Origin of the sequence: Streptomyces sp. TRM64462 (genome assembly GCF_013362995.1) — a bacterium.
GTDB lineage: Bacteria > Actinomycetota > Actinomycetes > Streptomycetales > Streptomycetaceae > Streptomyces.
The window spans coordinates 41,407-67,136 of record NZ_JABWDV010000425.1 but is presented as its reverse complement, the minus strand read 5'-3'; the positions used below and the strand labels follow the sequence as shown (position 1 = coordinate 67,136).

The following is a 25,730-nucleotide window of genomic DNA, read 5'->3' as shown; positions in this document are numbered from 1 at the left end:
GCTACTCCTCCCCGTACCGCTCCCCGTACCGCGCGCGTAGTGCCGCCGCGGCCTCCGGCGGAGCCCCCACGTGGTCCAGCGCCAGCAGCGCCGCGCCCAGCACGGGCGGTGCCGTCACGACGCGCGGCTCGGCCAGCGGCGCCCGCTCCCGCAGCAGTTCGGCGATCCGGGGGTTGAGCCGCGGGTGCCCGGCCGCGAGGACGCCGCCGCCCAGCAGCACCGGCGCGGGCTCACCCAGCAGCCCGAGCCGCTCCAGCGCGACGACCGCCAGGGCGACGACCTCCCGGGCCTGCCGCTCGACCAGGCCCAGAGCCACCGTGTCGCCGCCCTCCGCGACGGCGAACAGCACCGGCGCCAGCTCGTGCCGCCGCACCGCCGGGACGTGCCCCAGGTGCAGGGCCTCGACCAGCGCGTACATGGAGCCGAGCCCGAAGTGCGCGGGCAGCGCGCGGGCCAGCTCCGTCGGCTCGCCGCGCCCGTCCTCGGCGCGTGCCGCGTGCCACAGCGCCTCCTCCGCGAGGCCCGCGCCGCCGCCCCAGTCGCCGGAGATCCGCCCGAGCGCCGGGAACCGGGCGGTCCGCCCGTCCGGGAGCATGCCCACACAGTTGATGCCGGCCCCGCACACGACGGCGACACCCCGCGGTTCGTCGACCCCGGCGCGCAGCACGGCGAACGTGTCGTTCCGTACGACCGTCGACGCGCCCCACGCGCGCGCGTGCAGCGCCCGCGCCAACGCCTCCTCCTCGACGGGCAGATCGGCGTTCGCGAGACACGCGGAGACATGCGCGACGGACGGCGCGACGGCCGGCGTGACGGAGGGCGTGACGCTCGGAGCGGCGGACGGCGCACCGGCCGCGCCCGCCTGCGCGAGCGCCTCGTCCACCGCCCGCGCCAGCACGTCGACCGCCGCCTCCACGCCCACCGCCTGCGGCTGGAACCCGCCGCCGCGCGCCGCGCCCAGGACCGTACCGTCGTCGGCCGACACGACCAGGACGTCGGTCTTGCTGTTCCCGGCGTCGATGGCCAGCACCAGTCCGTCACCGGAGCCCCGCCCGCCACCGGTTCCCCGTCCGCTCACGCCCACGCCAGGTGCTCCCGGTTGTGCGCGACGAGCCGGTCGGTGAGCGTGTCGGCGTACGCGTACTGGCCGATCAGCGGGTGCGCGAGCAGCGCGCGGAACACCCGGTCGCGCCCCCCGCGCAGCGCCGCCTCCAGGGCCAGCTCCTCGTACGCCGTGACCTGCGCGACGAGCCCCGCGTACAGCGGGTCCAGCTCCCGCACCGGCAGCGGCCGCGCGCCCGACCCGTCGACGGCGGCCTGCACCTCGACCACGGCGTCGTCCGGCAGGAACGGCAGCGTGCCGCCGTTGCGGACGTTCACCACCTGGACGGCGGGGCGGCCGCCGAGCAGCGAGGCCGCCAGGTCGACGGCGGCCTCCGAGTAGAACGCCCCGCCGCGCTCCGCCAGCAGCGCCGGCTTCTCGTCAAGGGCGGGGTCGCCGTACATCGCCAGCAGCCGCCGCTCCATGGCGGCGACCTCGGCGGCCCGGGACGGCTTGGTGCGCAACTCGTCGACGACGACATCGTGTTCGTAGAAGTAGCGCAGGTAGTACGAGGGGACGACACCGAGCCGGTCGAGCAGCGGGCGCGGCAGCCGCAGGTCGTCGGCGACGGCGTCGCCGTGCTCGGCGAGCAGCTTCGGCAGCACGTCGGCGCCGTCGGGCCCGCCGAGCCGCACGCCCAGCTCCCACGTGAGGTGGTTGAGCCCGACGTGGTCGAGGTGGAGCGCCTCGGGCGCCACGTCGAGCAGCCGCGCGAACTTCCGCTGGAGCCCGATGGCGACGTTGCACAGCCCCACGGCCTTGTGCCCGGCCTGGAGCAGGGCCCGGGTCACGATGCCCACGGGGTTGGTGAAGTCGATGATCCAGGCGTCCGGGCTGACGCGGCGTACCCGCTCGGCGATGTCGAGGACGACCGGCACGGTCCGCAGCGCCTTCGCGAGCCCGCCCGCCCCGGTGGTCTCCTGTCCGACACACCCGCACTCCAGCGGCCAGGTCTCGTCCTGCTGCCGGGCCGCCTGCCCGCCGACGCGCAACTGGAGCAGCACGGCGTCGGCACCGTCGGCGGCCGCGTCGAGATCGGCGGTCGTGGTCACCGCCCCCGGATGCCCCTGCCTGGCGAAGATCCGCCGCGCGAGCCCCCCGACCAGCCGTAGCCGCTCCACATCCGGATCGACGAGGACGAGCTCCCCTATAGGCAGGACACCGCGCAGCCGCGCGAACCCGTCCACCAGCTCCGGGGTATAGGTGGACCCACCGCCCACGACGACAAGCTTCATGCCCATATTTCACCCTTGGCCCTTCACTCTGGTTCATCAGGCGGCGGAGGTGTCGAACACATCGTCACGGGCGGCGGCGAGGGCGACCTCCAGAGCGCCCCGCAGTACGGGGTGTTCCCGTACGCCGCCGATGAGCAGCCGAGGCCGGGCGGCGGCCAGCTCACCGAGCTCGGCCTCCACGCGCTCACGCAGCGGCTCGCCGCCGGCGACGACGACATCACCGGCCAGCACGACGATCTCGGGGTCGAGTACGGCGACGAGCGAGGCGAGCCCGGTGGCGAGCCGGCCGGCAAAGGCGTCGAGCAGAGGCGAGTAGTCCGTGTCCTCAGCGGCCCGCTCCAGCAACCACACGGCGTCCCGGGCATGAGCAAGCCCACCGGGCCCATCGAGCCCCAACTCACGGGCGAGCCGGGGCAGCACTTGGGCACCGGCAAGCTCCTGGAAGCCACCGCTACCGGTCCTGGCGACGTTCCGCACCAGCGGAACACCCGGCACGGGCATGAACCCCACCTCACCGGCGCCCCCGGTGAACCCGCGGTGCAGCCGCCCGCCGATGACGAGGGCGGCCCCGAGCCCCTCCGCATTCCACAGGAGCACGAAGTCCCGATGCCCCCGGGCGGCCCCGAGCCGCTGCTCGGCCACAGCGACAAGATTGACGTCGTTCTCGTACTCGACGGGCATCGGCAGCGCGGCGGCCAGCTCCTCAAGCAGCGTGGTCGAGTGCCACCCCGGCAGATGCGAGGCATACCGCAACCGCCCGGTGGAGGGATCAAAGGCGCCAGGAGTCCCGACAACAACCCGTCGCACATCACCGACAGCAAGCCCGGCGTCCTTCACGGCCCCGCCGAGGGCGTCGACGACCTGCCGCACGGCACCGTCACTCCGCTTCCGCCCCTGTGGCGTGGCGAGCTCGAACTCCCCGACGACCGCCCCCGTCACATCGGCGACGGCGGCCCGGATCCGCCGCGGGTTCACATCCAGCCCGCCCGCGTAGGCGGCCCGCGGATTCACCCCGTACAACTGAGCACTCGGCCCGGGCCGCCCCGCGGTCGTCCCGGTCACCACGACGAGCCCGGCGGCTTCGAGCCGCGCGAGCAACTGCGAAGCGGTCGGCTTGGACAACCCGGTGAGCTCCCCGATCCGACTCCGCGACAGGGGCCCGTGCTCCAGCAGCAGATCGAGCGCGGCCCGATCATTCATGGCCCGCAGCACCCGCGGCGTTCCGGGGGTCGTCACAACGAGCTCCACCTGTGGCCGAAACTGTTAGGAAACTTTCCTATCTAGATGAAGGTAGGTCCGCCGTCGAAGCCCTGTCAACATGCCGAGATTTTTCTTACCGCTGGTGCTACTTTTTATGTATGAGTGCGCACGCCACACCGCAGGTACCTGAGCGGGCCGAGAAGCGATCCGTATCGCTCCCGAAATCGTTGATCAAGGAGGTGGAGGACCGCACTGGCAAGACCGGGTTCTCCTCCATCGTTTCCGAGGCGCTGGAGCAGTGGCTCGCCATGGCCAAGCTTCGTGAGGTGGTCGCCGAAGACCGGCGCGTCTTCGGCCCGGTGTCGGAAGAGGCCCGGAGGCAGGCAGAGCAAGAATGGTGAGCAAGCGCCTCAGGGCCAAGGGGCAGAGCGGTGGCACGCTGTTCCTGGATGCGCAGGGCTTGTCCCTCCAGGTCGATGGCGATGACGGTATGCGCGCCCGCATCGAGGCGGCGGAAAGCCACGGCCGGCGTGTGGCACTGTCCGTCCTGACACCCCTTGAGGTGCGGCGTACCGGCGATGCCGCAAAACGCTTGTCGTTCCTGCTGTCCCGGTTCGATCTGAAGCCCATCACCGACGATGTCATAAGGAACGCCGCGAGAATCCTGGACGTGACCGGCCTGGACGGGCATGAGTGCCTTGTGGACGCGCTGGTCGTCGCGACTGCTGCGTTGTGCACACCTCCCGTCCGGCTGGTCACCTCCGACGCCTCGCACATCCCGAAACTCTGCGCTGCGGCCACTGCGCTGCCCGGAGAGCCGGACATCAAGGTCATCAGAGTCTGACCCCGGCTCCACCTTCCTGCCCGCAGAGCGGCTTCTTTGGCCGGCCGGCACAAGGTCCGCTCGGCCTGACCAACGTTGTCTCGGCCACGCCACTCGTTATATCCCCATCTCCCCACTAATGCGTCTTCGTCTACGTCGCATGCGAAATGTCGTCGAACATGTAAGCCTCCTGGTTCCTGTTGTAGTTGTGAACCAGGACTGGAGTGGCTTTGGCCGGTACGTAGTATGCGTGCTAGGAGACTCCAATACCTGCTTCTTCGCTGGTCGGCGTGCATTTTGCGTTCCGCTGGCGTCCATCGTTGTGCGTGGGAATCCGCGACTGTTGCCACAGTGTCAAATACTGCCGCCGGGCACCTCTGAAGCCCCGCAGATCCGCCTCCGCCGGGGCTTCAGATTTGCTGGAGTGCATGACTCGGGGAGTGATCAATCCGTTGTGCGGCGCATGACTTCGGAAGAGATCTCGATGGAGAAGGAATCGATATCGACCGGAAATGTGCCCTGAAGTCTTTCCAGGTGAACGAGGTTATAGGGGAGGTCTGCGCACCCGAGAGGATCGGAGAAGTCCACCTCAACCATTCCCCAATCATCCGGATCTGGAATTCCATCATCGTTTGACGCTGCGCAACCTCGTAGAGGCAGTTCGTCGCGGTACTGCTGGGCGATTCTCCGTGAGTGGATGGAGCCGTCTTTGGTCCCGGGTTGAGAACTGGGCACCATCTGCCCGTTGGCTCGCCTGGGCTGAGCCCCAGAGGCGCAGGCGCAAGCAGTCGAGTGGCCTGCAGTGCTGCTTCCGCAACCGCCGTCACACAACGCAGAGGCTCCACCCCGCATTGCCCGGCGGGCCTCATTCTTGCTACTGGTTACGAGTCACGCTGTGGCCCAGGCTCTGATTCGGCCTCAGCCCAGCGATAGTCCTCGGCCTCCAAGATGCCCTCATCGCTCACGAAGAAAACTCCCGTACGATAGAAATCGCAGAAGGTGTTCACCATACCTTCAATGCTCTCGTACACGAATTCACATCCGCTGCCAATCATGACATGGGCAACCTTAGGCGATCGCAACGATCGGTCGTACACTGCGGCGTAAAAGTCTCCGCCGCCGGTCGCCAAGAGCGGGACATAGAACTCTCCCAGTACAGGGTCTCCGCTCGGCTGGGAGTCCCGCACGGCTCTTGCTTCGCGCAATGAGAGTGGCTCATAACCCGGCACCAGGGCAGCATCGTCCTGGACCTGGCCCGGGTGATACTCCACGCCATTCGACCATCTGAACCATGTGTAGACGTCTTCCGGAACGGGGTCTCCGAACGCCGCCTCCACTTCGCTCGCAGAGACGCCGGGCGCACGAAATCTGACGACAGGACGGTTCAGCCTGTCAACTTCCTGCCACAAGCGCTCGATTACTTCGATCAGCATTACTGTTGCCGCTTCCCCACTACTCGACTCGGAGCGCGAAGCGATCCCCATCCCCGATGCCGTTTCTAGCCCAGAACCACCTGAGCAGCGACCCGTGACTCGAGTTCACAGAGCCCGGCGACAGAGTGAGGGTTGCCGCCGCCCCGCCTTCGTATGTGTGGGCGAACGGGTATTCCTCCCATGGTCCGCGAGCCGGGGACGGCCCGGCCTTCGCACGATACAGTGCCACCGTTTCGGAAAGTGATCTGACCGGCCGCGCGAACCGGTGCACCACCGCTTGCCACAGTGTGATGTATACCAGGCGCGGCACGCACCATGTTCAAGTTTCCTCGCTCGCCCACAGTCCAGAGGAAGTTACCTCCTCCGGAGGTCGCTCGCGGCCTCCCGGTGTCGATCGTGCTGAGCACCGGCAACACGGCGGACTGCACCATGCTCCCCGCCGTGCTGAACGCGATCCGCATCCCGCGCATCGGGCCCGGACGGCCCCGCACCAGACCCGACCGTGTCGTGGCGGACAAGGCCTATTCGTCCCGGAAGCTCCGCCTCCTGCTGCGGCGCCGGAACATCAAGGCGACCATCCCCGAGCGCCGCGACCAGGTCGCCAACCGCGTCCGCCAGGGCGCGCAAGGCGGCCGGCCCCCAGTGTTGGACGCCGAGGCGTTTCGAGGCTGCAATGTCGTCGAGCGGTGTTTCTCGCGGTTGAAGCAGTTCCGGGCCCGTCGCGACCCGGTTCGACAAGCTCGCCGCCCACTACCGGGCCGGTGTGGTCATCGCGTCGCTGATCCTGTGGCTGCGAAACACAACGACCTGACCCAACCGTCGCCGAGCGAGTGGCGGGCACTACTTGACCAGGTGGAAACCCGGATGCTGCAGCCAGGCCGCCAGGAACTTCACGTCACCGACGTGCCGAAACCACCGCCCACCGCCCCCGGTGTCGTACGCAACCTCCGCGACTCTTCCCGGGAGGGAGGCAACCAGTGCTCTCGCCCGGTCCAGAGACCTCTCATCGCCTGTGTCATCACGTGGGGTGGGATAGCTCAGCAGGCCGTCGAAGTCGATCAACGCGTCGAGGCGTTCGGCGAGCACGAGTGCCAGGTGACCGAGCACCTGATGGTTCGCCGGGCCCGAGCAGCCGGCACCGAGCACCAGCCCCTGCACCGGTGGCCGAGAGAAGGCCGAGTAGTCCTCCTCTTCCGCCGGCATCTCCTCGTCCTCCGACAGGAAGAACACACCAACGCCGGTAGGGTCCAATGCAGGTAGACCCACGGCCGAACCGTCTCGCACCCAGAAGTCCAGGTCGCTGCCGACCTTGGTCTCGACCGGCTCGCAGAAGCCTTCCAGCCACGGGACTACATCGGCCAGGATGTCCCCGAACTCGCGCGGTTCGAAGAGCCACAGCCCGACTGCCGGTCCCGACATGCCGCCCCCAAAGAGTCGTGTTCCACTGCCATCCGGACCCGCTTCTACCAGGTCGGGATGGCAAGCGCTTGATCAATTATGAGACACGGCCTAGCGTGGCGGGCGGCCGGTCTGCACGGTGATGACCTCTCGCCGGACGGGGCAGCCCTTGTGGCAGGCGCACGTGCACCGGATCGACACGACCGGCGGGCCGACCGGCGGGCGCCCGCGCGTCTTCACGTACACGTCCAGCGGAGGCGTGCAGTAGGCGTGCTCATCGATCACGCACGCCCCGGACAGGCCGGTCCGGTTCATCTCCGCCCACGCCTCCGTGATCGCGAGGCGCCGCCCGGTGACCGTGCGCCCAGCGCTCACGGGGTCCCGTCCTCGTTGCCGGGCCAGCCGGGCTGGCGCTCGTGGTGTATGAAGTAGTACCGGGCGCACGTCGGGCAGCAGTAGACGTTGAAGCCCGGACCGCTCGCAGAGTGGATCTCCGCCACGATGATGGGCGTGTCCGTGATGTCGTGGCATCGCACACACATACGTACTGGCTTCCGCGCCGCCCGCACGCTAGGGGCCGCCCAGGTCTGCCCGAGCGCGTCCCGGTGCTCCGCGCCGTGGCCGGTTGGAAGGACACAGGGCAGGCGGTGACAACCGGGCCCCGGGCGCTCCCACCCCGAACGCCGCGCAACGCACGGCTCCGTGTCCAGCGGCTCCGACCGCTTCAGGCGCGCGCTCACCGTGCCACCTCCGACCCGTGCAGGACCCGCGTGTCCAGATCGATGCCGAAGTCCGCCGCGAGCACCAGGGTGAGGCGCCGCCGTTGCTTACGCAGCCGCTCCTGCCGGCGCTCGTGAGCGACCAGGTACGGGCGCACCAGGGCGACCGTGGCGCCGTCGAACAGCTCATGCTGCCCGTACGGGGAGCGGAGGGCGGGAAGCCGCGGCGCGAGGGGGATGGGGGCCGCCTGGGGCCGCGTGGCGGGGTCCGCCGCAGTCGGGCACGCGCCTGCCCGGCGCCGGCCGGAACCGGGGGCGAACAACAGCCGGAACCATGCGGCGATCCGGCAGATAGGGTCTGTCATGTCGACGCTCCTCGTAAGCGTTGGCCATGCCCCCGGACGGCTCCACCCGTCGCGGGGGTCTTCTACGTCCTCCCGATCGTGGGCCCCCGTAAGGGACGTATCTGGCCATGCACGGGGACAGTTGGGCCTTACGGCGATAGGGTCTTAAGAAGGCCCAAACGTCCCTGCCGAGGGGGTTGACTTGAACGTCAGACTTCGTTCTGCCATGGATGAAGCGGGGCTCACCGCCCGGCAGCTCGCGTACCGAGTGGGGGTATCCCCGAAGCAAGTGGAACGATGGGTTTCGAACGAGGCGTTAACGCCGCACGCCAGGAACCGCGAAGACGCCGCCCGCGCTCTGGGAGTGGACGAGGAAATGATCTGGCCACAGGTGGTCAAGGACCGCATCAAGACCGGCACGGATCGCGAGATCACCCGCAGCTACCCGTACCGGTCCGCAGCACCGTCCTCCCTGTGGGCCGAACTGATCGACGGCGCCGCACAGGAGATCTACTTCGCCGGGTACACGAACTACTTCCTCTTCACGTCCGTCCCAGCGTTCTCAGAGACGCTGCGTCGCAAGGTCGAATCCGGGGTGCAGGTCCGCTTCCTGATCGGCGACCCCGACGGCGAGGTGACGCGACAGCGTGAGGCCATCGAGGACACGGCCCTGACCGTCTCCACCCGGATCCGAATCACCCTGGAGCACTTGGGTCGCCTCGACTCGCCGGAAGGGCTTGAGACACGATTCTCGGCTCCCTCAGACGCCGTGAACCACGTGAGCTTGAGCGTCTTCCGGTTCGATGACGACGCCCTTGTGACGCCTCATCTCGCGCGGCTGGTCGGCCACGACTCGCCCCTGTTGCACCTCCACAGACAGGGCGACGGCGGCATGTTCGACCGCTTCCGTGATCACGCCGAGGAGCTTTGGAGCCGAGCCGTGCCGATCGCGCCCTGACATAGCGAACAACACGCATCGCCCCACCCCGACGCCCCGCGAGAACAGGCGGGGCGTTCGCATGTCCGGACGTGATGGGACGCTGACCAGGGAAATGAGCCGTCGCCCGTCGGCCTGCCGTTGCCCGTGGCCGCGCAGTCCGCCGTCTTCGGCGTTCAGGCCTCGGTCAGGCCGCGGTGGCCGTCATAGGCGAAGCGCTGAAGTCGACCTTGCCCGTGCCGCCCTGCGTGGACGCGTCGAAGATCGACGTGACGTTGCCCGCGTCGTCCTGCGTGAACTTCAACTCCTGCGGCATATAACCGTGAACAAGGGCGGCGACTCCGTCCCGACCCTGCCGCTCGCCGCGTCGCCAAGGCTCTGGACGCGGCGCCGGCCATCGATCTGGACGGCGACACGTCCAACGTTCGATTTCGGGGTCTCAACGACACCCGTAGTGATCGTCACCCTTGATAGCGGGATTGTCCGGCTTGTGGCAATTGCGAGAGGGTCAGGTTCCTGCAGAGTGCAGCGACTCGCCGGAAATCGCGTTGACCTCACGATCTGTCGATCCATAGCGTCGTTCCGGTGATCTAAATGGATCGCGCGTTCGATATGTGGGTCTGGGGAGGCCCAAGGGGGGTGGCGCAGTCATGCCTGTTGGCAGGCGAAGACATGGTGGTGGCCGCGGGCTGGTTCTGGCTCTGGGGCTGACGCTGCTGGCGACGGGTGGTGTGCTGGTCCATCAGCCCGGCAGTGCCGCCGCCGCAGCCGCCAGGCCGGCGGAGGAGCCCGCGACGGAGCTCAGTGCTGGTGTCGCGTCTGCTCTGGCTGCCACTTCGGGCGAGCCGGTGGAGGTCGTGGCCGAACGCACCGAGTACTCGCGCACGATGGCGAATCCGGACGGCACCTACACGCTGACGCAGTCCACGACACCGCAGTACGCCCGCGCCGAGGACGGAACATGGCGCGCCGTCGACGTGACGCTGGAGCGGCGCGCGGACGGCACGGTGGGGCCCAAGGCCGCCGCCGTGGATCTGACCTTCTCGGGAGGGGGCAGCGGCAAGGATCTCGTCCGGCTGGATTCCCCGCGTGGTGCCGTCGAGCTGGGCTGGCCTGGGACTCTGCCCGTGCCGCGTCTGGACGGCGCGACGGCCACGTATCCCGAGGTGTACAAGGGTGTGGACCTCCAGCTCACCGCGACAGCGGAGGGCTACCGGGAAGTCCTCGTCGTCAAGTCGGCCGAAGCCGCGGCCAACCCTCAGCTCGACAAGGTCGAACTCACCGCGACCGGCAAGGGGCTCAGGGTCCTCCCGGGCGGTGGAGGCGGCCTGCGAGCCGTCGACCAGAACGGCAACACCGTCTTCAGCGGCCCGTCCGGCCTCATGTGGGACTCGGCGGGCGGCACCGGCACTGGCACCGGCGCTGAGCCTCAGTTGCTCCGTGCTCAGGACGCCGGAAGCTCCGCCGATCAGGACGAGCCTGCGGCTCCCGCCAAGGGGGATGTCACGGCAGAGCTGCCGGTCCAGGTGGCCGAAGACTCGATCGCCGTACGTCCCGACCCGGCGCTGCTGCGTGGCCCCGACACGGTCTATCCGGTCTACATCGACCCGTCTCTCGGCCTGGGCGTCTCCGAGCGTACGGTCCTCTCCAGCGACGGCGACCGCTTCTGGAACTTCACCGGGGACTACGGCGTCGGCCGCTGCTACCGCGTCGGCCCGTACTACTGCGACGCGGACCACACCAACCGGATGTACTTCGAGTTCTCCCCGGCCAAGCTGACCGGGAAGTACGTCATCGACGCCACGTTCCGCGCGTACGAAACCTGGTCCTTCTCGTGTTCGCCGCACTGGCTGGACCTGTGGCGCACGGACAACATCTCCGAGTCCACCCGCTGGCCGGGCCCCTCTCAGCTCGACCTGATGGGCGACCGCAATGTCTCCGCGGGGCGCGGCACCGCTTGTAGTCCTGAACAGCCTGACCGCTGGATCGAGTTCAACGACTCGCCGCGCAAGTCGTACGAGAACCTGACCCAGACCGTCCGCAACTTCGCCGACGGCCGCTTCTCCCGCCTCACCCTCATGCTGCGCGCCAAGGACGAGAGCAACGCGGACGCCTGGAAGCGCTTCAAGGAGAATGCCGAGCTCAAGGTCGTCTACGTCCTCAAGCCGGGCGCGGTGACCGACGACGGTGTCATCCCCGGCAACGGAACGATGCAAGGCTGCAGCACATCGGACGCCACGCCCGTCGTCGCCACGCGCTTGGACCCGATTCTTCAGGCGAGACTGCAGACGGGGGTCGCCCCGGCGGTCTACGAGGAGCGGGGGTCGCTGAAGGCACGTTTCCATGTGCAGAAGAAGAGCGGCGGATCCTGGTACGACCACGCCACCTACGCGGAGCCCGCGACCGGCTACTACGTGGACGACTCCCTGGCGAAGCGCCGCCTGGCCGGCGGCGTCGACGGGACCCTCTACCGGGTCCGGTCCCTGACGCAGTCGTACTGGACGTACGAGGGCGTCACGACGGCAATCAACTCCCCGTACAAGCGCTGATGCTACTTCAAGATCGACTCCACGGCACCCCAGGCGCCGCAGATCGCCACGACCGCGAACAGCGTCTACACCGAGTGCACCGCCAGCCTGTGCGAGGCCCATGGCGCCCCAGGCGTCCCGGGCGAGTTCAAGATCACCCCGAATCCCGCCGACACGGATATCACGGGATACCGCTGGCGGCTGCTCACCGAGAACGCCGAGAACGCGCACCGCGTGACCGGCTCCACCGTGACGATCCACCCGGAGCCGACCACCGCCGGTACGCAGGTTCTGATCGTCGAAGCCATCGACGTACGAGATCGGGCCGGAACACCGGCGGAGTTCCACTTCAAGGTCGCCCCCGCCGAGAGCGCTGTGGGCCGATGGCACTTCGACGACGCCGCACAGGGCGCGACCACCACGGTGGCGAAGGACACCGCCACCACCGAGGGCGCGCGCCATGACATCACCCTGCATCAGCAGTCGGGCAAGGCTGCGACCTGGACGGATCAGGGTCGCCGGGGCTCCGGTGACTACTCGCTGCGGCTCAATGACGACGTCACGGACCCGGCGCAGCGGACCGGCCACGCCTCCACCAGCAGTGCCCCGTTGAACACGCGGGACTCGTTCACCGTCTCCGCCTGGGTGATGCTCACCGACGCGTCCACGACCCGCGTCGTGGCATCAGCTCCCGGAACGGACAGCTCGGCGGCCTTCAACCTCTTCTACTCGGCCTCCGCGAAGAAGTGGGTCTTCAACCGGGCCGTGGCGGACTCCGCCACACCCGCCTACGTCAGCGCACTCGCCGACACGCCGCATCCTCCGCTGAACGTGTGGACCCACCTGGTGGGCGTCTTCGACACGAAGAGGGACACCGACAACGCGAACGACACCATCCAGTTGTTCGTGAACGGGCGGCCGCAGGGCTCTCCCGTCACGCTGGCGGCGGTCAACAGCGCCTACATGCCCTGGACGTCATCGGCCGGTATGACGGTCGGCGGCTCCAAGTCCGGCGAGTACTTCATGGGCCGTGTCGACGAACTGGCCGTCTGGCAGCGTGCGCTGCTGCCGGGCGAGGTACGCAAGGAGGGCCGGCTGGAGACCGATGGCGTGCCGGCGAGTGAGCTGGTCGCCCACTGGGACGCTGCTGCCGCCGCGAACGGTAGGGTGCCGCAGCTCACGTCGTATGCGGCCGGCGCGATGACGGCATCAGCGACCGGTGTCACCGCCGAGCCCGATGAGGGCACCCTGCGGCTCGACGGCGTGTCCGGCCATCTGGCCACCACCGGGCCGGTCGTCGACGAGACCGGCTCCTTCACCGTGACCGCCGGCGTACGTCTGGACGGCGCGAAGCTCGCCGCGCTCCCTGTCGGCGCCAAGGCCCACGTCTTCAGCCAGGCGACGCCGGACGGCAAGGAGTCGTCGTGGGCGCTGTGGGTGGAGAAGGCCGGCCCGGACGCCTACCTGTGGCGCTTCGGACGCACCGCGACGGACGCCGTAGGGGCTGTCGTGGCCAGCGGCTCCGTGGCCTCGGCCGACGTGGCCGAGGTCGACACGTGGGTCCAGATCACCGGTGTGTACGACGGCACGGAGGAGACCACCGCCGGACACGGCAACACCCGCCTCTACGTCGGCGAGATGCAGCAGCCGGAAGCGGTCGGCTCCTCCTTCACCGCGCCGACGCAGGGCAGCGGCGAGATCGCGGCGGGTCGCGGCTCCGCAAGCGGCGTCCGTGGCCACTTCCTGCCCGGCTCGCTCTCCGAGCTGAGGGTATGGACGGGCGCCATGACTTCGGAGCAGGTCTTCTCCCTCGCCACCGGCGCCTAGGGACCCGTCCTTCCCACCACAGCGGGCGGCGGTACCTCCACGCGACCGCCGCCCGCCCCTGACCGACCTCACATAAGGACACACTCAATGAACGGATCACCACCGGCTGCTGCGTCAGGCAGCAGCCGCCGGAACAGACCACGACGCAGACCCCTGCCCGCACGCCACCTCGCGGCGGTGGTCGGCTTCGCGATGGTGCCGGGGCTGCTCACACCGGTTGCCTTCGCCGCCGACAGTGACCCACTGGGCAGGCCAAAGCTCGACGCACCCACCTCGACCAAGGTCTCCCCGTTCACGGCCGAAGCGAACAAGAAGGCCGCGGCCGTCATCGACAAGGCGGCCGTGGCAGGGCGCGCGGACGCCGCCCGTGCGCGAGAGCACCAGAAGCAAAGAGCCACATGGCCCACGGCGGGCACAGCCCGGGTGACGGTGCCCGCCAACGGCCGGGCCAAGGCGACAGCCGGCTCCCTCCCCGTCACTGTCGCCCCTACGAAGACGGACAAGAGCAAGCGGAAGGCCGCCGCCTCCGCCCGCGCCGTCACCGTCAACGTCCTCGACCAGAAGCAGGCCGGACGACTGGGCGTCAAGGGCGTCGTACTCGCCGTCTCGGCCCCCGCCGACGGCAGCAGCACCGAACTCGGCATCGACTACGGCGCTTTCGCCTCGGCGTACGGCGGCGACTGGGCGGGCCGCCTGCAGGTCCTGCGCCTGCCCGACTGCGCGCTCTCCGACCCCGGAAACGCGAAGTGCCGCACCCGCACGCCGGTCGAGTTCACCAACAACCGTGAGAACGAGCGTCTCGACGCCCAGCTGAACTTCACCGCCTCCGCGCCCACCGCACGTCTCGCGGGCGCGACCACCGCCCAGCAGACCATGGTCCTCGCAGTCGCCGCAGGCACCAAGTCCGGGGGCGGCGACTACAAGGCGACCCCGCTGTCCTCGTCGTCCACCTGGGAGGCCGGTGGCTCGTCCGGCACGTTCACCTGGTCGTACCCGCTGCGCGTACCGCCGTCCGCCGCAGGCCCGAAGCCGGACCTGAAGATCTCGTACGACTCCGGGCGCGTCGACGGCCGCACCGCCTCCACCAACAACCAGGGCACGGCGATCGGCGAGGGCTTCGACATCACCTCGTCGTACGTCGAGCGCCGCTACGGCACCTGCGACGACGACGGCCAGACGGACAAGTTCGACCTCTGCTGGAAGTACGACAACGCCTCGCTGGTCCTGAACGGCAACTCCACGGAGCTGGTCAAGAACGACACGACCGGCAAGTGGCGGCTGAAGAACGACGACGCTTCCACCGTCACCGTGTCGACGGGCGCGGACAACGGCGACGACAACGGCGAGCACTGGACCGTCGTCACCGGCGACGGCACCAAGTACGTCTTCGGCCTCAACAAGCTCGCGGGAGCCGGTGCGGAACGCACCCGGTCGGTGTGGACGGTGCCCGTCTTCGGCGACGACGCGGGCGAGCCCGGCTACAGCAGCGGCAGCACCTTCGCCGACAGGCACAAGACCCAGGCCTGGCGGTGGAACCTCGACTACGTCGAGGACACCCACGGCAATGCCATGTCGTACTGGTACGAGGCCGAGCTCAACCACTACGACACGCTCGGCGACGACAACAACGGCACCGCGTACACGCGCGGCGGCTACCTGAAGGAGATCCGCTACGGCCAGCGCGCCGGAGCGCTCTTCTCGGCGACACCTTCGGCCTCCAACAAGGTGGTCTTCGGCTACGCCGAGCGCTGCATCGGCACGGACTGCGGATCGCTCACCGACGCGACGCGCGACAACTGGCCGGACGTGCCGTTCGACGCCGAGTGCAAGGCGGACCAGAAGTGCACCGGCAACGTCGGCCCGACCTTCTACACGCGCAAGAGGATGACCGGGGTCGCCACACAGGCCTGGGACGCGGCCGCCGCCACGCCCGGCTACGCCTCGGTCGATTCCTGGGCACTGACCCAGCAGTACCTCGACCCCGGCGACACCGGTGACTCCACCGACCAGTCCCTGTGGCTGTCCGAGATCCGCCACACCGGAAAGCACGGCACCGACCTCACACTGGACCCGGTGAAGCTCGGCCATGAGTTCCGCCCCAACCGGGTCGACGGCGCGACAGACGACATCCTCTCCCTCGAGAAGCCGCGTCTGCGGACCATCACGTCGGAGACCGGCGCGCAGACCATCGTCACGTACATGCAGGCCGACTGCCTCGCCGGGCAGACGATGCCCAAGGTCGACACGAACACGCGCCGCTGCTACCCGGTCTACTGGTCGCCCAACGGCGGCAAGGAGCCGATCCTCGACTGGTTCCAGAAGTACCCGGTGCAGGCCGTCGCCACGACCGACCCGCACGGCGGATCGGAGGCCGTCCAGCACACGTACCTCTACGAGGGCGGCGGGGCCTGGCACTACAACGAGGACCCGTTCGTCAAGGAGAAGGAACGCACCTGGTCGGTGTGGCGCGGCTTCGGAAAGGTCACCCACCTGACCGGACTGGCCGGCCGCACCCAGTCCAAGACGGTCACGGTCTTCATGCGCGGCATGAACGGCGACCGCCTCCTCGGCCCGGACGGCAAGACACCCCACCCGGACCAGCGCAAGTCCGCGACGGTCACTGGCATCAAGGCCCCGGCCATCACGGACGCGGCGCAGTACGCCGGCTTCACCCGCGAGACGGTCACCTACAACGGTGCCACCGGCCCCGAGGTCAGCGGCGTCGTCAACGACCCCTGGTCGAAGCGGACGGCGACACAGCACAAGTCGTACGCCGACATCGAGGCGTACTACGTACGGACCGGCGCCACACACTCCCGTACGAGCATCACGACCACCCCCGGCCTCGACCGGGTCCGCTCCACGGCGACGACCTACGACGCGTACGGCATGGCCGTCACCGTCGAGGACAAGGGGGACGCCGCGGTCACGGGCGACGAGAAGTGCACCCGCACCTGGTACGCCCGCAACGACGCCCTCGGCATCAACAGCCTGGTCTCCCGCACCCGCGTCACCGCGAAGCCGTGCGCCACGACCGACGAGGCGCTGGACCTGCCGTCGACCTCCGCGGCCCCCGGCGACGTCATCTCCGACACGGCGACGGCGTACGACGCCACGACCTGGACGGCCACGCAGACGCCCACCAAGGGCGAGCTGCGCTGGACCGGCCGCGCGAAGGCGTACGGCACGGACAACCAGCCGGTCTGGCAGAAGATGTCGACGACGACGTACGACATACTCGGCCGCCCGCTGACCGTGAGCGACACCCACGACACGGTCACCGCCACGACCACGTACACGCCGGCGGCGAGCGGCCCGCTCACCGCGACGACGGTGACGAACGCGAAGTCCCACCGGACCACGACCCAGCTCGACTTCGCGACCGGCGCCACGCTGATGGTGACCGACCCCAACGGCAAGGTCACGGAGAGCGAGTACGACGCGCTCGGCCGCGTGGTGAAGACCTGGCTGCCCAACCTCCGGCGCGTTCTGGGCAAGAGCCCGAACTACGTCTACGCCTACAAGGTGACGTCGTCGGCACCCTCCTGGGTCGCGACGTCCAGTCTGGAGTCCGACAACGACGGCGGCTACAAGACCACCTACGAGATCTACGACTCGCTGCTGCGCCTGCGCCAGGTCCAGTCCCCCACGCCCAACGGCGGACGGCTGATCGCCCTGACGCTGTACGACGACCGTGGGCTCGCGGTCTCCAGCCAGTCGGACATCTGGGACGAGACGAGCACGCCGAACGGAACGCTGGTCGCGACAGACGGCGGCCAGGCCCCACTCCAGACGGACACCACCTACGACGGTGCGGGACGGGCCGTCAAGGCGGAGACCAGGGTCAAGAATGTCCTGCGCTGGACGACGGAGACGCGCTACACGGGCGACACGGTAACGACGACCGCAGCGTCCGGCGGCCAGGCGACGGCCGTGGTGACCAACGCTCTCGGCCAGACCACCGAACGCCGCGAGTACGGCGCCCCGCAGCCGACGGGCGACGACTACACGACGACCAGGTTCACGTACACCGCGGCCGGCCAGCAGGCCACGGTGGAGGGCCCCGACCAGAAGAAGTGGACGTACGGCTACGACCTGTTCGGCCGCCAGGTCCGTGCCACCGACCCGGACAAGGGCACGGTGACCACGGCGTACAACGACCTGGACCAGGCGATCAGCACCAGGGATGCCCGCGGCAGGACGCTGACGACCGAGTACGACATCCTCGGCCGCAAGACGGGCCTGTGGGACGGCGGGAAGACGGACGCCAACAAGCTGGCAGCCTGGACCTTCGACACGCTGGCCAAGGGGCAGCAGGACACTGCGGTCCGCTACGAAAACGGCGTCGGACAGCCGAACAGCAAGGCGTACACCCAGAAGGTCACGCGCTACGACGCGCTCTACCGCCCCAACAACAGCCGCCTGATCCTCCCGGGCGACGACCCGCTCGTGGCTGCGGGCGTGCCACAGATCCTGGAGTCGTCCACGTACTACAACTTTGCGGGCGACGTCCAGCAGCAGGGCAGCCCGGCGGTCGCCGGACTGCCGTCCGAGATGCTCGGCTTCAGGTACGGCGCGGTCGGCCAACTGCTGAAGTTCAGCGGCAACACGGGCTACCTCCAGGGGGCGCTCTACTCGCCCCAGGGCGACGTTCGCCAGCTCTCGGTCGGTATGGGGGTGTCAGGCGCGAACAACAACGCGTACCTGACTTATGACTACGAGGACGGCACTCGCCGTCTGACCCGTTCCTATGTGACGGACGATGTCCACGGCTACATGCCGCAGGAGCTGAGGTTCACGCAGGACGACGCGGGCAACGTCACGTCGATCTTCGACGCGAGCACACAGGGCGGCACGGGCAAGGCCGACTTCCAGTGCTTCACCTACGACGGCCACCGCCGTATGACGGACGCCTGGACACCGAAGACGGCGGACTGCGCGGCCACGGGCCGTACGACCGCCAACCTCGACGGGGCGGCCCCGTACTGGACCAGCTACACATACAACGCGGCGGGCCAGCGCGCGACGGAGACGCAGCACACGGCGTCGGGCGACAGCACCGCGACGTACACCTACGGCACGCCGGCAGGCCAGCCCCACCCCGTGACGAAGGTGACGGGCGCACGCAACGCCACATACGCCTACGACCAGGCGGGCAACACCACCAGCCGCCCCGGCACCCAGGCGCAGCAGACGCTGACCTGGAACACGGAAGGCAAACTGGCCGCCACGACCGAGCCGGCGGCAGGCACCAAGCCCCAGCTCGACACGACGTACCTGTACGACGCATCCGGCGAACTCCTCATCCGCCGCGCGAAGGGCGACGGCGACACGGTCCTGTACTTCGGCAACACCGAGATCCGCCTCACCACGAAGGGCACGACGAAGACACTCTCCGCCGCCCGCTACTACAGCGCCGCCGGCAAGACGATCGCCGTCCGAACGGCCACCGTCGGCGTTTCTGACACGAAGCTCACCTTCCTGGCAGGCGACCACCACGGCACCAGCAGCCTGGCCCTGGACGCCGTGACCATGGCCGTCACGAAGCGGTACACCACCCCCTTCGGCGCTCCTCGGGGCAGGGACCCGTTGACCTGGCCCGACGACAAGTCCTTCCTGGGCAAGCCGGCCGACAAGTCCACGGGCCTGACCCACATCGGCGCCCGCGAATACGACCCCACGCTCGGCCAGTTCATCAGCGTCGACCCCCTGATGGAACTCGACAAACACCAAACCCTCAACGGCTACACCTACGGCTCCCAAAACCCCAACACCTTCTCCGACCCCACCGGCCTCGGCCTCGCCTGCGGCAAGGGCTTCGACATCGGCTGCGGCAACGTCGTCACCCACGCCGACGGCAGCTCCGGCAACAACGGCGAACCCTCAGCCAAACCCGCCCCCGCAGGCGGCGGCGGAGGCGCAGGCGGAGGAGGCCGTGGCGGTGGCGGCTCCACAAACGGCGGGACCTCCGGCACGGCCCAGGGTGGCGGGGGAAAACAAGGCCACGAAAAGCTTCAGTGCAACCGATTTAAGTGCGAGAGGATTTGGGTAGACCAGTCACGCGGTGATGACGGCGACATCGTCCCAGGGCTTATCACTGGCGTTGTTGATACGCTCACCTTCGGATGTAACTTCTTCAAACTCTTTGGTGAGGTCGAATGTGCAAGTGACGCCATCCGAGAACACTACTCTGAGGATGGTGTAGACGTCAGCTCAGCCGCTTTCGGTGACCATGCTGCGTTCTCCGGAATAATGTCAGGCATGGGTGGCGGTCCCGTAGCGGGTGGCGTCAGGGGTGCTGCTGCGGGAGCTGGACCGTTCATGCTTAGGAGGACGGCAAATACAGGCTCGCTGTCGAGTATCGCCCTTCCGATGCAGAAGCGGACTGTTAGGCAATATGCTAAGGGTGGAGGGATTGATCTAAGCGGCGTTAAGGTGAGGATTGATTGAAACCCGGAGTTGATCGGAAAGGATCTGTACGGGCACACATCGCCGAAGAGAAACATCACCCTGTACCCAGATGCGTTCTCGTCGGAACGAAACCTTGTCATGACCCTTGGTCATGAGAGGCAGCATGTCATGCAGATCGACCTGTATGGCCCTGCGGCTAAAGCCTCTATGGGGCGTCAATTCGAGGACGCTGCATACGCTGTAGAGGGCCAGTACTGGGACTACTTCCAAGGGAATCTGAGATGAAGGACGGCAGGAGCGCCTGGTTGACAGCCCTCGCGCGCACGCTTGACAAAGCTGATGCTTGCTGTCCGCACTGTGGCTCAGCTGGGCTGCGTCTCAGATACATCGTGCGCTACAAAACCAGGTGGGGGTACGCCCTGTTCTGGTGTGACGAGTGCTTGCGGGGCATTTCGGTGTCAAGAGCTAAGGCACCGGATGGCGTAGAGACACGCTCGATGGGCGATCCTGACGCCCTCGATGGCGTCCCTAATTTTAGTAGCGTGGAATAGCGAAAGTGGGCCTCGGTCTCCTGGTCGCTGCCAGGAGACCGAGCCATGGCTCAACGATAGAGGCGGGGGTGGGGCAGATCCTACGAGTTGAAGCACGGGGCTGCCTGCCGCGTGTTCCGCGGAGCCGAGTAATTGGGCGTCAGTGCTTTGACAGGTTCGGGCCCGGGATCGGGTTCGTCGCGATCGACTGGGGGGAGACCGGGGACGCGAAGGCCGAGGGGGCCGACATGCCGGCTGTCGGGTCCTTCGGGGTGGCGTCCGGCTCCGCCTGCGGGAGGCCGCCCACGATGCGGATGCCTGCCGCGTCGAACGTGCGCTTGATGCGCCAGCGGAGTTCGCGTTCCACGCCCAGGGCCTTGCCGGGCATGGTCTTGGCCGAGACGCGGACGGTCATCGAGTCGAGCAGGACCTCCGTCAGGCCCAGGACCTCCACCGGGCCCCACAGGCGTTCGTTCCAGGGCTCGTCGGCCGCCATCTGCTCGCCTGCCTCCGCGATCAGCTTGCGGATCACGTCCAGGTCCTCCGTCGGGCGGACCGTCACGTCCACGCCCGCCGTCGCCCAGCCCTGGCTGAGGTTGCCCACCCGCTTGATCTCGCCGTTGCGGACGTACCAGATCTCGCCGTCCACGCCCCGCAGCTTCGTCACCCGCAGGCCCACCTCGATCACCTCGCCCGACGCCACCCCCGCGTCGACCGAGTCACCCACCCCGTACTGGTCCTCCAGGATCATGAAGACCCCGGACAGGAAGTCGGTCACCAGGTTCCGCGCGCCGAAGCCGATCGCCACGCCCGCGACGCCCGCCGACGCCAGCAGCGGCGCCAGGTCGATCTCGAACGCGCCCAGGACCATCAGGCCCGCCGTCCCCAGGATCAGGAACGACGCCACCGAGCGGAGCACCGAGCCGATCGCCTCCGAGCGCTGCCTGCGACGCTCCGCGTTCACCAGCAGGCCGCCCAGTGCCGTGCCCTCGACCGCCTGGACCCCGCGGTTCATGCGGTCTATCAGCTTCGTCAGGGCCCGGCGTATCAGGTAGCGGAGCGTGAACGCCACCAGCAGGATCAGCAGGATGCGCAGGCCCGTGTTGACCCACGAGGACCAGTTCTGCTCCACCCAGCCCGCCGCCGCGCCCGCCTGACGGGCGGCTTCGTCCAGGGAGACGGGAGCGGGGGACGAGGAACTGGTGTCGGTGACAGGCGGCGTCGACCTGAGCACGATGAGGTACCTCCTGGGCATCACGAGCGGGTCACAACAATTTAACGGGGCGGAGTAGGTGCCTCGGTGCTTCGTTCGGTCTGTTCGAGGGAGAGGCTCGTCTCATACGCGTCTCATATGGGGATGACTCACGTGTGGTCGAAAACACTCCGAGCCCGTTACCGGTACGTGGTGGCGCTTCGACCTGGCATGAGGAGAGACTGAGAGCAGATCGTCCCGGCGCGAGCCACGCGCCGCCGGCGTACAAGGAGGCATCCGTGCCGCACGTCCTGGTCCTCAACGCGTCGTACGAGCCCCTCGGCGTCGTACCGCTCCGCCGCGCGCTCGTGCTCGTCCTCGAGAACAAGGCCGTGTGCCTCGAGGAGTCCGGCGCCTTCCTGCACAGCGCAAGCCATGTCATCGCCGCACCCAGCGTCGTCCGGCTGAAGCGGTTCGTGCGGGTCCCCTACCGGGGGCCCGTTCCTCTGACCCGCAAGGCGCTCTTCGCCCGCGACGGCGGGCGCTGCATGTACTGCGGTGGCGTCGCAACCAGCGTCGACCACGTCATCCCGCGCAGTCGTGGCGGCCAGCACAGCTGGGACAACGTCGTGGCGGCCTGCCGCCGCTGCAACCACGTCAAGGCCGACCGGCACCTGCGCGAGCTGGGCTGGCGGCTCCACCAACCGCCCGCCCCGCCCTCGGGGCTGGCCTGGCGCATCATCGGCACCGGGCATAGGGACCCGCGCTGGCTGCCCTACCTGCAGCCGTACGGCGCGGACGACGCGATGGCCCGGATCGACGGCATCTCCGCCTGATGATCCGGGCCTTGTCGTACCACCGCACGTCCAATCGGTGCCGTACGCCGCCTCACCTCACGGCGTTACCGCGTACGCCTCCACCGCGTACAGCGAGTAGCCGTACTCCGTGGCCCGCCCGTCCCCCTGGACGCGGATGAAGCGGGCGCCCGGGGCGTCCATACGGATCGCCTCGCGGCGCCCCTCGCCGTCCCGCACCGTCGCCGCCGTCCGCCACGTCCGGCCGTCCGGCGACACCTGGACGCGGTACCGCGTCGCGTACGCGTCCTGCCAGTGCAGCACCACCTGCCCGACCCGGGCCGGCCGCGCCAGCTCGACCTGCCACCACGCCCCGTCCTCCGCCGGCGACGACCAGCGGGTCTCCGGGTCGCCGTCCAGCGCCGCCGACGCCGGGAAGTCGGACGTCTCCTCGCCGGACGCCGACGCCGTGCCCGTACGGGCCAGATCGGGGCCGCCCGTCTTCGGGTACGCGCGGACGGTCAGCGTGCGCTGCTGGCCCGCGAACGACAGCGGGACCTCGTACGAGCCGGCCGGCGTGCCCTCCGGGACGGTGATCGTGAGCGGGACCGTCGCCGCCGTGCCGCGCGGGACCGTGGTCTCCTTCGGGACGGTCACCACGATGCCCTTCGGGGCCTTCGCCGTGAGGGCGCCCCGCACCGGCTCGGGCCGCTGGGCGGACAGCACCGCGTCCACCCGCTGCGGGGCGCCGCCGATCACCGCGTCCGTCTCCGGGCGGCGCAGCTCCAGGCCCACCTGAGGCTCGTCCGCGAACCACGGCACCAGGGCCCGCACGGGCACCGGCCGCGCGGCGTCCGGCCATGTGACCCGCACCGCGTCCGCCCGCACCCCGCCGGCCCGCGTCTGCGTCCAGCCGCTCGCCGCCAGGGTGCCCAGACGCCGCCAGCCCTGGCCCGGGACGTGCACCTCCACGGAACCGGCGGCATCGGCGCCCGGCCGCGTCATCGCCGTCACGGCCTCCACCGCGCGCGTGCGGCGCAGGTCCACCGTGTACGAGGTCCCCGAGGTGTACGTCTCACCCGTCCTGCGGGACGCGCCCGTCCACGCCGCGGCCTCCTTGACCGCGCGCTCCAGGAACGGGTCCAGCACCCCGCGCCCCACCGTGGCCGGGCTCGCCTTCAGCGCCGTACGCAGCGGCTCCAGCTCCAGCTGGGCCCGCCAAGCCGCCGCGCCGTCGCCGCGCGCCTGCGCCTGGAGCATGTCGACGGCGGCCTCGCCCGCGCGCCCGTACCGGGCGAGCTGCTCCAGCCACGGCCGTACCTCGTCGTCGAACCCGCCCTCCGCGGGGCCCGTCAGCGCGTCCGGCGCCTCCCGCATGACCGTGAACGCCCGGCGCAGCTCGGCCGCCGCCTTCGTACGGGCGGCGGGCGCGACCCCGGCCGTCGTGTGCGTACGCCAGAACTCCGCGAGCAGCGGCCGCAGATACGCCGACTCGCCCTTCGGGTCGAGCAGCGACGACGTGTCGTTGCCGGCCAGCGCGCCCAGCGCGGCCCGCGCACGCGGGTCGCCGTCCGCCATGTCGTCGAGCGCCGCCTGCCAGGACTCCTGCGGCCGGTAGCCGCGCGGGTTCCATGCGAAGTCGGCCGCCGTGAACACCGGGATGCGGGACGCGGACGCCTGCTCCATCGCGTTGGCCAGCAGTGCCGCCGAACCGGCCGCGACCGCGGGCTCGCGGCCCCGGTACGGGCCAAGGAAGATACGGTCCTGCGCGTAGTCGTTCACCGGGTAGTTGTCCATGGTGACCAGCGGGTGCTTGAACACGTCCCGCGCGCCCGCCAGTTCACGGCCGGTGATGGTGCGCGGGACCACGCCGACGCCCGTCCACGCCACCTGCACGCGCGCGTCCAGCGCGTCGGCGAGCGCCGTACGGTAGTCCGTGGCGCCGTCCTGGTAGTACTCGGTCGGCATCAGCGACAGCGGCTCCGCGTCCGGGTACCGCTCCGCCAGGTGCCGGGACAGTTCGCTCGCCACGCGCGCGTGGGCCCGCGCCGCCGCCTCCGGGCCGCTGCCGAACGCGTCGGCGTCCCGGTCGCAGTGCCACTCGTCGTAGCTCGCGTCCTGGAACTGGAGCTGGAACGCCCGTACCCCCAGCGCGTACATGGCGTCGACCTTGCGCTTCAGGGCCTTCACGTCGTCCCCGGACGCCAGGCACATCGCCTGCGCCGGGGCCACCGCCCACGCCAGCGTCACGTGGTTGCGCCGGGCCCGCTCGGCGAGCTCACGGAACGCGGCCCGCTGCGCCGCCGGGTACGGCTCACGCCACCGCGCCTGCCGGAAGGGGTCGTCACCGGGCGCGTAGAGGTAGCGGTTCTGCTTGGTGCGGCCCATGAAGTCGAGCTGCGCGAGGCGTTGCCGGTGGCTCCACGGGCGCCCGTAGAAACCTTCCGTCAGACCGCGTACGGCCGTGCCCGGCCAGTCCCGCACGATGACGCCCGGCAGAGTCCGGTCGTCCTGGATGAGCTGACGGAGCGTCTGCACCGCGTGGAACAGCCCGTCGTCGCCGACACCGTCGACCGCGACCGTGTCCCGGCCGTCGTGGCGGCCCGTCGCGATCCGGTAGCCACCGGAGGGCAGATCCCCGCGCTCGGGCGCGCGCAGGGCGCGCAGCGCGTTCTGCGCGCCGGTGCCGCCCATCAGTACAACCGGCCCCCGGCCCTCGCCGGGAGCCGCCCGGCCGTCCCCGGGAGCCGCCCGGTGCACCTGCCGGACGCCCGCCTCGCGCAGGACGTCCTCCAGGGCAGCCAGCGCGTACGGGTCGGTGCCCTCGGCCGAGACCACAGTCACCGTGTCACCGAGCGGTACGGGCCGGTCCGACGCGCGCAGCGTCTGCGGGCGCGGCCACACGGACGGCAGGGCCGCCGCCCCGTCCCGCTCGGGGTTTGTCGCCGCCGGGGAACCCGGGGACCCCGTCGAACCGGACGCACCGGGCGTACCGGGCGCACCCGGAGCGGCCGACGCCCCCGAGGCGCCGCCCAGAAGACCGCCGATCACCGCGACCGCCACAGCCGTCGCGGTCCGCCGTCCGCGTCCGAACTGCGCGAGCTGACCGAACTGCACGCGCGTCTCCCCTCGTGCTGCGTGGTTCTGTGGGTAGCTTTGCCGGTGGTCGTACTGGTGGGTTTCGAGCCCACCACCCACCTGCCGAAGGTGTCAATGTGCGGGGTCGATGTGTCGTATTTGCACATAGGGGAGCCGCG

General features: G+C 69.4%; 19 protein-coding genes and 1 pseudogene. 8 read left to right on the top strand and 12 right to left on the bottom strand.

The features are described 5' to 3' along the window. Nucleotide 1 precedes the first annotated feature (1 nt). Genes HTZ82_RS27040 through HTZ82_RS27030 form a run of 3 tightly spaced genes read right to left on the bottom strand, consistent with a single transcriptional unit; the run spans nucleotide 2 to nucleotide 3,537 of the window. Complete coding sequence (locus HTZ82_RS27040; RefSeq protein ID WP_309235707.1) at nucleotides 2–1,078, bottom strand: BadF/BadG/BcrA/BcrD ATPase family protein; 1,077 nt, start codon at nucleotides 1,076–1,078, stop codon at nucleotides 2–4. Then, nucleotides 1,075–2,337, bottom strand: a complete 1,263-nt coding sequence (locus HTZ82_RS27035; protein WP_175412000.1) for a 6-phospho-beta-glucosidase — start codon at nucleotides 2,335–2,337, stop codon at nucleotides 1,075–1,077. The genes HTZ82_RS27040 and HTZ82_RS27035 overlap by 4 nt, the downstream gene beginning before the upstream one ends. A gap of 36 nt (nucleotides 2,338–2,373) precedes the next feature. Then, complete coding sequence (locus HTZ82_RS27030; RefSeq protein WP_175412007.1) at nucleotides 2,374–3,537, bottom strand: ROK family transcriptional regulator; 1,164 nt, start codon at nucleotides 3,535–3,537, stop codon at nucleotides 2,374–2,376. Nucleotides 3,538–3,695: 158 nt separating this feature from the next. On the opposite strand from HTZ82_RS27030, the gene HTZ82_RS27025 reads away from it, so the two are divergent. Both HTZ82_RS27025 and HTZ82_RS27020 read left to right on the top strand, forming a co-directional pair. Further along, nucleotides 3,696–3,938 carry a hypothetical protein gene (locus HTZ82_RS27025; protein ID WP_175411999.1) on the top strand — a complete coding sequence of 81 codons (243 nt, stop codon included), beginning with the start codon at nucleotides 3,696–3,698 and terminating at the stop codon, nucleotides 3,936–3,938. Beyond that, complete coding sequence (locus tag HTZ82_RS27020; RefSeq protein WP_175411998.1) at nucleotides 3,932–4,381, top strand: hypothetical protein; 450 nt, start codon at nucleotides 3,932–3,934, stop codon at nucleotides 4,379–4,381. Before HTZ82_RS27025 ends, HTZ82_RS27020 begins: the two co-directional genes overlap by 7 nt. 860 nt (nucleotides 4,382–5,241) lie before the next feature. On the opposite strand, the gene HTZ82_RS27015 is transcribed toward HTZ82_RS27020, so the two are convergent. Beyond that, complete coding sequence (locus tag HTZ82_RS27015; RefSeq protein WP_175411997.1) at nucleotides 5,242–5,793, bottom strand: hypothetical protein; 552 nt, start codon at nucleotides 5,791–5,793, stop codon at nucleotides 5,242–5,244. A gap of 19 nt (nucleotides 5,794–5,812) precedes the next feature. Next, a complete protein-coding gene (locus HTZ82_RS33145) occupies nucleotides 5,813–6,022 on the bottom strand; it encodes a NucA/NucB deoxyribonuclease domain-containing protein (protein WP_375540866.1) in 210 nt (69 codons plus the stop codon). Between the two features lie 146 nt (nucleotides 6,023–6,168). On the opposite strand from HTZ82_RS33145, the pseudogene HTZ82_RS32565 reads away from it, so the two are divergent. Then, nucleotides 6,169–6,604: pseudogene (locus tag HTZ82_RS32565) on the top strand (transposase); the annotation flags it as partial. Between the two features lie 29 nt (nucleotides 6,605–6,633). Here HTZ82_RS32565 and HTZ82_RS32560 read toward each other — a convergent pair. The 4 genes from HTZ82_RS32560 to HTZ82_RS26990 form a co-directional block, all read right to left on the bottom strand. Next, the gene (locus HTZ82_RS32560; RefSeq protein WP_254712129.1) at nucleotides 6,634–7,212 is read right to left on the bottom strand and encodes a DUF6368 family protein; all 579 of its coding nucleotides are present in this window, start codon (nucleotides 7,210–7,212) and stop codon (nucleotides 6,634–6,636) included. Nucleotides 7,213–7,302: 90 nt separating this feature from the next. Further along, nucleotides 7,303–7,566 (bottom strand): hypothetical protein, encoded by a 264-nt coding sequence (locus HTZ82_RS27000; protein ID WP_175411994.1) that lies wholly within the window; start codon nucleotides 7,564–7,566, stop codon nucleotides 7,303–7,305. Next, nucleotides 7,563–7,733 carry a hypothetical protein gene (locus HTZ82_RS26995; protein ID WP_175411993.1) on the bottom strand — a complete coding sequence of 57 codons (171 nt, stop codon included), beginning with the start codon at nucleotides 7,731–7,733 and terminating at the stop codon, nucleotides 7,563–7,565. Before HTZ82_RS26995 ends, HTZ82_RS27000 begins: the two co-directional genes overlap by 4 nt. 194 nt (nucleotides 7,734–7,927) lie before the next feature. Beyond that, complete coding sequence (locus HTZ82_RS26990; protein WP_175411992.1) at nucleotides 7,928–8,275, bottom strand: hypothetical protein; 348 nt, start codon at nucleotides 8,273–8,275, stop codon at nucleotides 7,928–7,930. A 181-nt stretch (nucleotides 8,276–8,456) separates the two neighbouring features. Between HTZ82_RS26990 and HTZ82_RS26985 the strand changes: the two genes are divergently transcribed. Continuing rightward, on the top strand, nucleotides 8,457–9,212 hold the full coding sequence (locus tag HTZ82_RS26985; RefSeq protein WP_302852281.1) for a helix-turn-helix domain-containing protein: 756 nt from the start codon (nucleotides 8,457–8,459) through the stop codon (nucleotides 9,210–9,212). 166 nt (nucleotides 9,213–9,378) lie between these two features. Here HTZ82_RS26985 and HTZ82_RS32805 read toward each other — a convergent pair whose 3' ends face one another. Continuing rightward, nucleotides 9,379–9,507, bottom strand: a complete 129-nt coding sequence (locus tag HTZ82_RS32805) for a hypothetical protein (protein WP_302852280.1) — start codon at nucleotides 9,505–9,507, stop codon at nucleotides 9,379–9,381. Between the two features lie 334 nt (nucleotides 9,508–9,841). Between HTZ82_RS32805 and HTZ82_RS32555 the strand changes: the two genes are divergently transcribed. The 3 genes from HTZ82_RS32555 (at nucleotide 9,842) to HTZ82_RS26975 (ending at nucleotide 19,996) form a co-directional block, all read left to right on the top strand. Further along, nucleotides 9,842–11,740 (top strand): hypothetical protein, encoded by a 1,899-nt coding sequence (locus tag HTZ82_RS32555; protein ID WP_254712128.1) that lies wholly within the window; start codon nucleotides 9,842–9,844, stop codon nucleotides 11,738–11,740. A 213-nt stretch (nucleotides 11,741–11,953) separates the two neighbouring features. Then, nucleotides 11,954–13,546, top strand: a complete 1,593-nt coding sequence (locus HTZ82_RS32550) for a LamG domain-containing protein (protein ID WP_309235705.1) — start codon at nucleotides 11,954–11,956, stop codon at nucleotides 13,544–13,546. A gap of 87 nt (nucleotides 13,547–13,633) precedes the next feature. After that, complete coding sequence (locus HTZ82_RS26975) at nucleotides 13,634–19,996, top strand: RHS repeat-associated core domain-containing protein (protein WP_175411990.1); 6,363 nt, start codon at nucleotides 13,634–13,636, stop codon at nucleotides 19,994–19,996. A 651-nt stretch (nucleotides 19,997–20,647) separates the two neighbouring features. On the opposite strand, the gene HTZ82_RS26970 is transcribed toward HTZ82_RS26975, so the two are convergent. After that, complete coding sequence (locus tag HTZ82_RS26970) at nucleotides 20,648–21,742, bottom strand: mechanosensitive ion channel family protein (protein ID WP_175411989.1); 1,095 nt, start codon at nucleotides 21,740–21,742, stop codon at nucleotides 20,648–20,650. Nucleotides 21,743–21,978: 236 nt separating this feature from the next. Between HTZ82_RS26970 and HTZ82_RS26965 the strand changes: the two genes are divergently transcribed. After that, nucleotides 21,979–22,515: an HNH endonuclease gene (locus HTZ82_RS26965; protein WP_175411988.1), complete on the top strand. Its 537-nt coding sequence runs from the start codon at nucleotides 21,979–21,981 to the stop codon at nucleotides 22,513–22,515. A gap of 57 nt (nucleotides 22,516–22,572) precedes the next feature. On the opposite strand, the gene HTZ82_RS26960 is transcribed toward HTZ82_RS26965, so the two are convergent. Further along, a complete protein-coding gene (locus HTZ82_RS26960) occupies nucleotides 22,573–25,590 on the bottom strand; it encodes a beta-N-acetylglucosaminidase domain-containing protein (RefSeq protein ID WP_175411987.1) in 3,018 nt (1,005 codons plus the stop codon). Nucleotides 25,591–25,730: the final 140 nt, after the last annotated feature.

What these genes read in the sequence shown, in the direction of transcription:
- HTZ82_RS27030 (WP_175412007.1), bottom strand. Translation starts at nt 3,537, where the DNA reads ATGAATGATCGGGCCGCGCTCGATCTGCTGCTGGAGCACGGGCCCCTG.
- HTZ82_RS26990 (WP_175411992.1), bottom strand. Translation starts at nt 8,275, where the DNA reads ATGACAGACCCTATCTGCCGGATCGCCGCATGGTTCCGGCTGTTGTTC.
- HTZ82_RS32805 (WP_302852280.1), bottom strand. Translation starts at nt 9,507, where the DNA reads ATGCCGCAGGAGTTGAAGTTCACGCAGGACGACGCGGGCAACGTCACG.
- HTZ82_RS26995 (WP_175411993.1), bottom strand. Translation starts at nt 7,733, where the DNA reads ATGTGTGTGCGATGCCACGACATCACGGACACGCCCATCATCGTGGCG.
- HTZ82_RS27025 (WP_175411999.1), top strand. Translation starts at nt 3,696, where the DNA reads ATGAGTGCGCACGCCACACCGCAGGTACCTGAGCGGGCCGAGAAGCGA.
- HTZ82_RS27035 (WP_175412000.1), bottom strand. Translation starts at nt 2,337, where the DNA reads ATGAAGCTTGTCGTCGTGGGCGGTGGGTCCACCTATACCCCGGAGCTG.
- HTZ82_RS26975 (WP_175411990.1), top strand. Translation starts at nt 13,634, where the DNA reads ATGAACGGATCACCACCGGCTGCTGCGTCAGGCAGCAGCCGCCGGAAC.
- HTZ82_RS32555 (WP_254712128.1), top strand. Translation starts at nt 9,842, where the DNA reads ATGCCTGTTGGCAGGCGAAGACATGGTGGTGGCCGCGGGCTGGTTCTG.
- HTZ82_RS26970 (WP_175411989.1), bottom strand. Translation starts at nt 21,742, where the DNA reads ATGCCCAGGAGGTACCTCATCGTGCTCAGGTCGACGCCGCCTGTCACC.
- HTZ82_RS32560 (WP_254712129.1), bottom strand. Translation starts at nt 7,212, where the DNA reads ATGTCGGGACCGGCAGTCGGGCTGTGGCTCTTCGAACCGCGCGAGTTC.
- HTZ82_RS27015 (WP_175411997.1), bottom strand. Translation starts at nt 5,793, where the DNA reads ATGCTGATCGAAGTAATCGAGCGCTTGTGGCAGGAAGTTGACAGGCTG.
- HTZ82_RS27020 (WP_175411998.1), top strand. Translation starts at nt 3,932, where the DNA reads ATGGTGAGCAAGCGCCTCAGGGCCAAGGGGCAGAGCGGTGGCACGCTG.